9 protein-coding genes are annotated in these 6,957 nt (G+C 63.9%); 5 read left to right on the top strand and 4 right to left on the bottom strand.

The features are described from left to right. Window positions 1-140 precede the first annotated feature (140 nt). The gene (locus tag H7I57_RS31345; RefSeq protein WP_264028395.1) at window positions 141-419 is read left to right on the top strand and encodes an Imm63 family immunity protein; all 279 of its coding nucleotides are present in this window, start codon (window positions 141-143) and stop codon (window positions 417-419) included. 113 nt (window positions 420-532) lie between these two features. Further along, window positions 533-835, top strand: a complete 303-nt coding sequence (locus tag H7I57_RS31340) for a hypothetical protein (protein ID WP_234714052.1) — start codon at window positions 533-535, stop codon at window positions 833-835. Window positions 836-1,352: 517 nt separating this feature from the next. Here the strand turns inward: H7I57_RS31340 and H7I57_RS31335 are convergent. Beyond that, entirely contained in the window at window positions 1,353-1,817 is a 465-nt protein-coding gene (locus tag H7I57_RS31335) for a hypothetical protein (protein ID WP_234714048.1), read from the bottom strand. Between the two features lie 157 nt (window positions 1,818-1,974). Here H7I57_RS31335 and H7I57_RS31330 point away from each other — a divergent pair, with 157 nt between their 5' ends. From H7I57_RS31330 to H7I57_RS31320, 3 genes are all read left to right on the top strand, one after another. Continuing rightward, a complete protein-coding gene (locus tag H7I57_RS31330; protein ID WP_048471209.1) occupies window positions 1,975-2,538 on the top strand; it encodes an MPT63 family protein in 564 nt (187 codons plus the stop codon). Window positions 2,539-2,708: 170 nt separating this feature from the next. After that, on the top strand, window positions 2,709-3,098 hold the full coding sequence (locus tag H7I57_RS31325; RefSeq protein ID WP_013470257.1) for a BlaI/MecI/CopY family transcriptional regulator: 390 nt from the start codon (window positions 2,709-2,711) through the stop codon (window positions 3,096-3,098). Further along, window positions 3,095-4,051 (top strand): M56 family metallopeptidase, encoded by a 957-nt coding sequence (locus H7I57_RS31320; protein ID WP_006247294.1) that lies wholly within the window; start codon window positions 3,095-3,097, stop codon window positions 4,049-4,051. Before H7I57_RS31325 ends, H7I57_RS31320 begins: the two co-directional genes overlap by 4 nt. A gap of 133 nt (window positions 4,052-4,184) precedes the next feature. On the opposite strand, the gene H7I57_RS31315 is transcribed toward H7I57_RS31320, so the two are convergent. The 3 genes from H7I57_RS31315 to H7I57_RS31305 all read right to left on the bottom strand — a co-directional run bounded on the left by H7I57_RS31315 (window position 4,185) and on the right by H7I57_RS31305 (window position 6,884). Continuing rightward, the gene (locus H7I57_RS31315; protein ID WP_006247293.1) at window positions 4,185-4,871 is read right to left on the bottom strand and encodes an adenylate/guanylate cyclase domain-containing protein; all 687 of its coding nucleotides are present in this window, start codon (window positions 4,869-4,871) and stop codon (window positions 4,185-4,187) included. Between the two features lie 75 nt (window positions 4,872-4,946). Then, entirely contained in the window at window positions 4,947-5,573 is a 627-nt protein-coding gene (locus H7I57_RS31310; protein ID WP_013470258.1) for a class I SAM-dependent methyltransferase, read from the bottom strand. Between the two features lie 165 nt (window positions 5,574-5,738). After that, the gene (locus H7I57_RS31305; protein ID WP_006247291.1) at window positions 5,739-6,884 is read right to left on the bottom strand and encodes an NAD(P)/FAD-dependent oxidoreductase; all 1,146 of its coding nucleotides are present in this window, start codon (window positions 6,882-6,884) and stop codon (window positions 5,739-5,741) included. Window positions 6,885-6,957 lie beyond the last annotated feature (73 nt).

The raw sequence follows: 6,957 nt of genomic DNA, 5'->3' as shown, positions 1-6,957 counted from the left end.
CACGAACAAGATCAACCCGACGACGGCGCCACAGGCCACATCAGCACGCTCAATGACGACCGCATACCCCGTCGTCGTCATCCCGAGAGACGGTCAACACCTATACCCTCGACGCGGACAACTCTCTCCACTACCGGTGCATGGATGTACTGACCGGCCAGCCAGGCACGCGCCAAACTGTCGACGCCGACGAGCTGCTGTACTGGATCGTCGACGACGCGGCCCGCGCGGTCGCCTGGAGTTTTGCCTACCGCTCCCCCGCCGCGCGCGGCACCGGCGCCGACACGCTCAAAGCGACCGTGGCCCTGCCATTGTGGGCCGCCTTTGTCAGTGCACTCGACCCGCGGTGGGGCTCGAAGACGCAGGCCACGATTGACGCTCTCCTGCACAACTCCAAACCCACCCGACGCGCGAGCTAACCACTAAATGCGCAGTTCAGGGCCGCGACGGCCCGAACGCTGCACGGTCGCTTTCTAGGGTTGATCCCCAGCACGAAAGTCGTGCATCAAGGGAAGGAAACCCAGACGTGACCATGAAGATTCACAGCCCGAAGATTCTCGTTTTTGATGTCGCACCCAGCCGCTTGATGGAGATGAGCGTCGACTACTACCGCGAGTGCCAGATCGCGGGAGCCGGCAGCGTCGAGGTCGACGTGGCCGACGATGACACCACCATCGTCTCCGCGACCCGCTACCTGCCCGCCGACGCCGACGTTGCCGCGGTCGTCCACGACGGCGTTCTCCAGGTGCTCTGCACGCGCGCCGGCCGCGACCCGATCATCATGTGCGAGTTCCCTGCGTGGACGAACTACACCGTGCACCGCTCTCGCCGGTGAGCCGTGTATGTGGCTCCTCAGCGTTGTAGCGTCCCGGCGCGCTCAGTGCTTCGGAACTTCGCGGCCATCCATAGCGATGAAGGCACACTCCGAGGTGGCCGGCGGGTCGTAAACCGTCCTGTCGCAAGTTGCTGGTGGAGTGTACGTATTTCGTGCGTGCACTATTCCTTGCTTCTTAGGGCAGTCAGTTTCCTTCGAGTCCGCAACTATCGACGACTAACGAGTTTGTGCGAAGTACCTCTTGTGCTGTGAGCCTTGATGCGCGGAAGAGTTGCCGATCGAGGCCGCCTTGGCCCGCCGTGCTCCGGCGTACTCGACTGTCCTAGGTGAAGGACCATCTCACTGTCCTCCTACATCGAGGATTCGAGACGCGCGGTATCAGACAGGAAATGAGGCACGGCAAACCAGGCGCGAAGTAACCGCAGCCGGGCCGCGTGAGGAGTCTCGTTTCTCTAGAAACGAGACGGCGGGCTCGTGCAAGGCAAGGCCCCGTCTCGGTCTTGTCTCATTGGCTTCGTTAGTCGTTGACCTGCGAGTCTGCGGGCATGGGCAGTTGGTCATTGACCACGGCTGCGCACAGTGCCTGGGCGAGGCTGTATTGGGTGGGTAGCCCAGCTGGTGAGGGATGAACACGACAAGCTAGTCCGGGTTCGCTGCCAGATTGCGCCCAAGGATCGACGCCGTTGATCCTGATGGTGGGCGATCCCACGAAGGTCTGGTGAATCGCTTCGGCGGTGGTCTCAATCATGTTGATGTATACCGGTGTTCGAGTGAGACCCAGTTCGTCGAGCGTCACCCTCAGCAGTGCCTCGGCGAGCGTGGCGTGAGGGCAACCGGCAATCACGAGCAGCTCCACCCGAGGGCCGAGGTAGGTCGCTCCACCGTCGTGTTGTGTCGTCTCGTTGGGTGTGTTCGACGCGTCCCGAACAACGCGCCCCTCGTTCGCATCGCTGAACGCTGTTTGGTCCGACAACTTGGTCACCCTCTTTCTCGTTGGCCGATCCGGGCGCGCCGGGCCCCGGAGCATCATCTACTATCTCGGTACCGACATAGTAGATGCTTGATGCTCGGCGGGCCGATCGGTCGGCGGCCGCAGCAATGTGAAAGAAGGAGCAAATGTGTTTCGCGGACTCGGTGTGATGGTGGCGCTGGTGGCGGTGGCGGCGCTGTTTGGTGTGGGACTCGCCGCGACGGCGTCGGCTTCCGATGACTGTATGCACCGCTTTGGGTCTCAGCAGCAGGCCGAGATGGGGGGTGGCGTACAGGAGTGGTCAGTCACCAACCTCACGAAGAGCGCGGATCCCGCGCCTGGATATCCGCTGGCCGGACAGCTATGGGAGGCGACCGCGTCGGTCACGGCGACCTCAGGGGGATCGACGCCCATCATCCCCAATTTCAACGCCTCCACTGCTGATGGCGGCAGCTATCGCGTGCTGTGGCAAATGGCGAGCCCGCAGGGGATTTCTGGCGCCGCACTGGCTCAGGGCCAGACCGCTACGGGCAAGATCTACTTCGACGTCACCGGTGGCGACCCCGTCGCCGTGAGCTACGACGCTGGAGGTTCTGAACCGCTGATGTGGTGCTGCAGCGAGGCGATGATGTGCTGTAGCGGAGCGATGATGGCGATGCAGCCAATGCCGATGGATGACTGCGCCTGTTGTACCGATCCGGAACCGTGCCCGTGTTGTGCAGGAAACATGTAACCGTCAAACCCAAGGAAACCGGCCCGTCAGAACATGACGTGGTGGACGCATCGTCGGAGGGTCATGCCGCCGTCGGCGCGCAATGTCGGTTCTCCGTACCGAGGCCGTAGGCTGGTGCAGGAGGTGTGCTTATCGCACGGCAACCCCGGCAAGGACCGAAGACGAGGTAGGTGAGAGTAGCGGTGCGGGTGTTCGGTGAACTCGAGACCGTAGTCATGGCGCGGTTGTGGGAATCCGGCGGCAGCGGTACCGCCCGGGAGGTGGTCGAACAGCTTCGCACCGATCGCGAGATCGCCTACACCACAGTGCTGTCGACCATGGAGAATCTCTACCGCAAGGGTCACCTCCTGCGGGAACGGGAGGGCAAAGCGTTCCGCTACCGCACCGTGCTGAGCCATCCCGAACACATCGCCGCGCTCATGCGCGAAGCGTTGAGCGGCGGTGGCGAACACGACACAGCCGCGGTTCTGGCGCATTTCGTCGGGGAGATGAGTGCCGACGAGCTGGCAGGGCTCAAAGAGGTCATCCGCCGCCGGGGCCGGACATCGCCGAAACCATGAGCATGGCCGTCTGCCTCGCGGTTTACGCGCTGGCCTTGAGCGTTTTGGCGCCGCCATTGCTGTTGCGTGCCAATCTCCACGGTGCTGCCCCCCGCCTCGGTGTCAGCGCCTGGCTCGCCGTGATGGCCTCCGTGCTCGCGGCCTCGATCGGGGCGTTCACCCTGCTGGTGACCCATGTCCTCACCTCGGAAGGTGACATTGGTCTGATGGTGACCGGGTGCCTGGCCGGCTTGGGTTTCATCGTCCACGGCGGTTATGGCGAGTTGTTGCAGGTCAGCTTTCTAGCGCTGGCCGCGATGAGCACCCTGACGGTCGTGGTTCTGGGCAGCCGCGTGGTGCTCGCAATACGCCGTTCGCATCGGGGCAGTAGAGACCACGTCAGCGCCGCCCGGATCGCCGCCGGTGACACCTTGCCGGGGCCTGGAGGCGCCCTGATCATCGACAGCGCTCAGCGCGGGGTGTATTGCCTTGCTGGGCGACCCCACACCATCGTCATGACCCGCGGCGCGCTCGACGCCCTCGATGGCGCCGAACTGGCCGCAGTCCTCGCTCATGAACGCGCCCACCTGAGCGGACGCCACCATCATGTCCTGGCCGTCACCGCCGCTCTGGGCGCGATGCTGCCGCGGGTGCAGCTCTTCGCCAAGGGCGCCAGCGAGATCGCTCGCCTTTTGGAGATGTGCGCCGACGACGCCGCCGCCCGACGACACAGCTGCGACACCATCGTCGACGCACTTGTTGCCCTCAGCCTTCCAGGCCCCACCTCGACATCACCGATGCCGGCCGCGGCGCTTGGTGCGACGGGATTGGCCGTCACTCAGCGTGTGGAACGACTTCTATTTCCGCCGAACCGGATTCGCGCCCGCCTTTACCTCACTGTGGCGACGGGCGCGGCCCTGCTCGGACCACTCCTGGCCGCCGCGCTGATGCTTGCGCCATCGATATGCCTCTGACCCGAGGCGCAACCCGAACAGCTGCTGCGGCAACCCCAACGAGCCGACGAGCGGATCGGGTGGTCGCTGGAAGCCAGCCGCATGTAGACACCCTTCAAACGAAAGAGGTGGCTCCACTCGTCGTGCGCCTGGGTCAGTCGTCGTAGTTGGCGCGGCGGGTTCGCCCTCCTTCAGGTTGTTTGCCTTCATTAATGGCCAAGAACCGTTCGGCGCATCGGCCGGAGCAGAACCATATGTCTTGATCGTCGTGCCGCACATGGTGGCTGGTTGTGCGCGGATCAATTCGAACCCCACACACGGGGTCAACGGGATATCGGGGCGGTGGGAGCGACACGCGATACACCGCCATAGGAGATGCGATATTGCGGAGCGCGGTGGCGCCCAAAGAGCGGACCGCGAGACCCAACCCTTCGCATGCGGGCAGTATCGGATCGGTGACTATTGCCTGGCCTGCGCCGGCCAGCGCTGTCACGCGTGCGGCGGTGTTAACCGCATGCCCGAAGAAATCGTTGTCACGTTCGACGGCGCTCCCGTGATGGATTCCGACTCGGAGCACGAGGAAGCCGTCTTCGGCAGCGGCGCGATCGGCCAGCGCCACGATCGTCGCCATCATCTGTTCAGGACCAGGGGCGCGCAGCATCACCGCGTCCCCCATGCTTTTCACCAGGCTGACATGAACGGTGAGCGAGTCTCGCGCGAGGTCTACCAGCCGCCCGGCGAGAAGGGCGGCTTCCTCGTCGCCGCACATCTCAGTCAAGGCCGTAAAGCCGGACAGATCGACGAAAGCGAACGTTGCGTCCGCTGCAGCGGCCTCACCCATGGTTGGCCATTCTCACTCACGTCGCCCGTCGTTACAGTCGATCTGTGCGCTTCAGGCCTACCGCGGCGGCGGCCATCACCGTGCACCACCGTTGACGAGCGGCTTGGTGGCGACACCGAGCAGATAATCGCCCCGAATGCGGGTGACAGAGCCGAGGATGAGCAGGCCGTGCCGGCGGAGTTCGTCAACAAACTGTTCAGCGGTGAAGCGGTCGTCGGTGGGATGGTCGAACAGTCGCCGGTAGGTCGGGCGGTCGAGGGCGTGTTTGGTGACCTCTTCGAAGTAGAACCGTCCACCGGGGGCGAGCACCCGCGCGGCTTCTGCCACCGCGGTACGCCACTGCGGAATGTGGTGGATGATGCCGAAGTCGAACACCGCGTCGTAGCTGTCGTCGTCAGCGTCGAGCGCGGCCCGCAGGTCCGTGGCACTGCCACGGACCAAGGTGACCCGATTTCCGCAGGGTGCCAGCCGCTTACGGGCGCGATCGATCATCGTCGGATCCAGATCGAGGGCATCGATCCGGTCGGCGCCGAAGCGTTGTAGCACCAGCTGTGAGCCGTAGCCCGGTCCACAGCCAATCTCGAGGGCTGTACTGCCCGGCGGGATACGGCCCCCTAAGCGCAGCAGTACCGGCACTTCGTAGAAACGTTGCAGCCACCGCCGGGGCGGCGAATTGATCAGGGCAGTCTCGACCCGATTCATCAACACCTCAGAACCCTTTCCCTTCACGGCAGCCATCGCTCTATAAGGGTGCGACATCGCCAGCTAATAATCTACATACGACGCTATCATCGGTGTTTGACGATGAAAAGGGTGTGCGACGATCGGTCTTGTCCGGCACGCCGTCATCGGAGGTGATTCTGTCGTTCAGCTTGCGGATCGACCGAACCAGCGGTGTCGTCGGGTGACGGCGAATTCGGCTTTCTCGTCGGCCAGGTCGGTGGAGGGCCCGATGAAGGGGGCGGTGGGTTTGGACCCGGAGAGGAAGTCGGCGTCGACCTTACCGACCCGTCCATCGCCGAACTCGATGTAGCAGACCCCGCGCCCGGAATACTTGGCGGTAAATGGTGTCCCGTGCAGCTGTGCGGCGATGTGGGCGGCAACGGTGCCGGCAGCGTCTTCGGCGTAAACCCCGGCGCGGGGTACGGGTGCGTCGGCGCAGTCGCCGATGGCATACACACCAGCATGTTTGGTGGCGAGCGTGGCGGGGTCGACGGCGATCCATCCGTCGTTGCCTCCAGCAGTCAGCCCGGAGGCGTCGATCACGTCGGGGACGCGGTGTTTGGGGATGCCGATGAACAAGTCGTAGGGCTCGGTGTCGGTGTCGGTGTGGGCTAGGTGTTGGTTCGGGTCCAGTGAATGGATCTTGGTCTCAGGCCGGTAGATGATGCAACGTTCGGCCATGGCGGTGATCAGCGCTTCGGATGTTTCCGGGGAGACCGGGATCGGAGAGGGCATGGGGCTGATCACCTTGATGGTGACGGCGTCGCGGATGCCCCGCTCGACCAAGTGGGCATGTAGCAGCAGGACTGCCTCGTAGGGTGCTGGCGGGCACTTGAAGGGGACGCTGAGGACGCCCAGCACGATGGTGCCGCTGGTGAATTCAGCGAGGCGGTCGCGCAGTCGAGCGGCGCCATCCACCGTGTAGAAGTCGTAGCCGTCCTCGGTGAAGCCAGGGGTGGCTTCGGGCTCGTAGTCGGCGCCCAGGGCGATGACGAGGAAGTCGGGCTGATAGTCGGATTGGTCGGTGACGACGCGACGGGTGGCCGGGTCGATGGAGGTGATGCGTTCCTGGCGGAACTCCACGCCGGGCCTGGTCAGCTCGGCATACGGAATGCGGACATCCTCGGGGGTGCGATTCGTGAACAACACGTCGAGCTTGGAAAAGCCGAAGGTAAACCCGTCGTTGTGGTCGATCAGGATGACGTGCAGGTCGGCGAGGGTGTCGGAGAGTTGGGCGGCTAATTCCAGGCCGCCAAATCCGGCACCCAGGATCAGTACGGTCTTCTTCATTGGAGCGTCCCTCTTTCGTTGTAGTCGGACAATTGTTGATTCAGTCGGGGTCGGTACCGCACCCGAATGGGGT

Origin of the sequence: Mycolicibacterium pyrenivorans, assembly GCF_025821625.1 — a bacterium.
Lineage (GTDB): Bacteria > Actinomycetota > Actinomycetes > Mycobacteriales > Mycobacteriaceae > Mycobacterium > Mycobacterium pyrenivorans.
This window is presented reverse-complemented; position numbering and strand designations above follow the sequence as displayed.

Bases quoted from the DNA above. Each gene is read 5' to 3' on its own strand.
- H7I57_RS31310 (WP_013470258.1), bottom strand. From the start codon at position 5,573: ATGAATCGGGTCGAGACTGCCCTGATCAATTCGCCGCCCCGGCGGTGG.
- H7I57_RS31340 (WP_234714052.1), top strand. From the start codon at position 533: ATGAAGATTCACAGCCCGAAGATTCTCGTTTTTGATGTCGCACCCAGC.
- H7I57_RS31315 (WP_006247293.1), bottom strand. From the start codon at position 4,871: ATGGGTGAGGCCGCTGCAGCGGACGCAACGTTCGCTTTCGTCGATCTG.
- H7I57_RS31345 (WP_264028395.1), top strand. From the start codon at position 141: ATGGATGTACTGACCGGCCAGCCAGGCACGCGCCAAACTGTCGACGCC.
- H7I57_RS31320 (WP_006247294.1), top strand. From the start codon at position 3,095: ATGAGCATGGCCGTCTGCCTCGCGGTTTACGCGCTGGCCTTGAGCGTT.
- H7I57_RS31305 (WP_006247291.1), bottom strand. From the start codon at position 6,884: ATGAAGAAGACCGTACTGATCCTGGGTGCCGGATTTGGCGGCCTGGAA.
- H7I57_RS31330 (WP_048471209.1), top strand. From the start codon at position 1,975: ATGGTGGCGCTGGTGGCGGTGGCGGCGCTGTTTGGTGTGGGACTCGCC.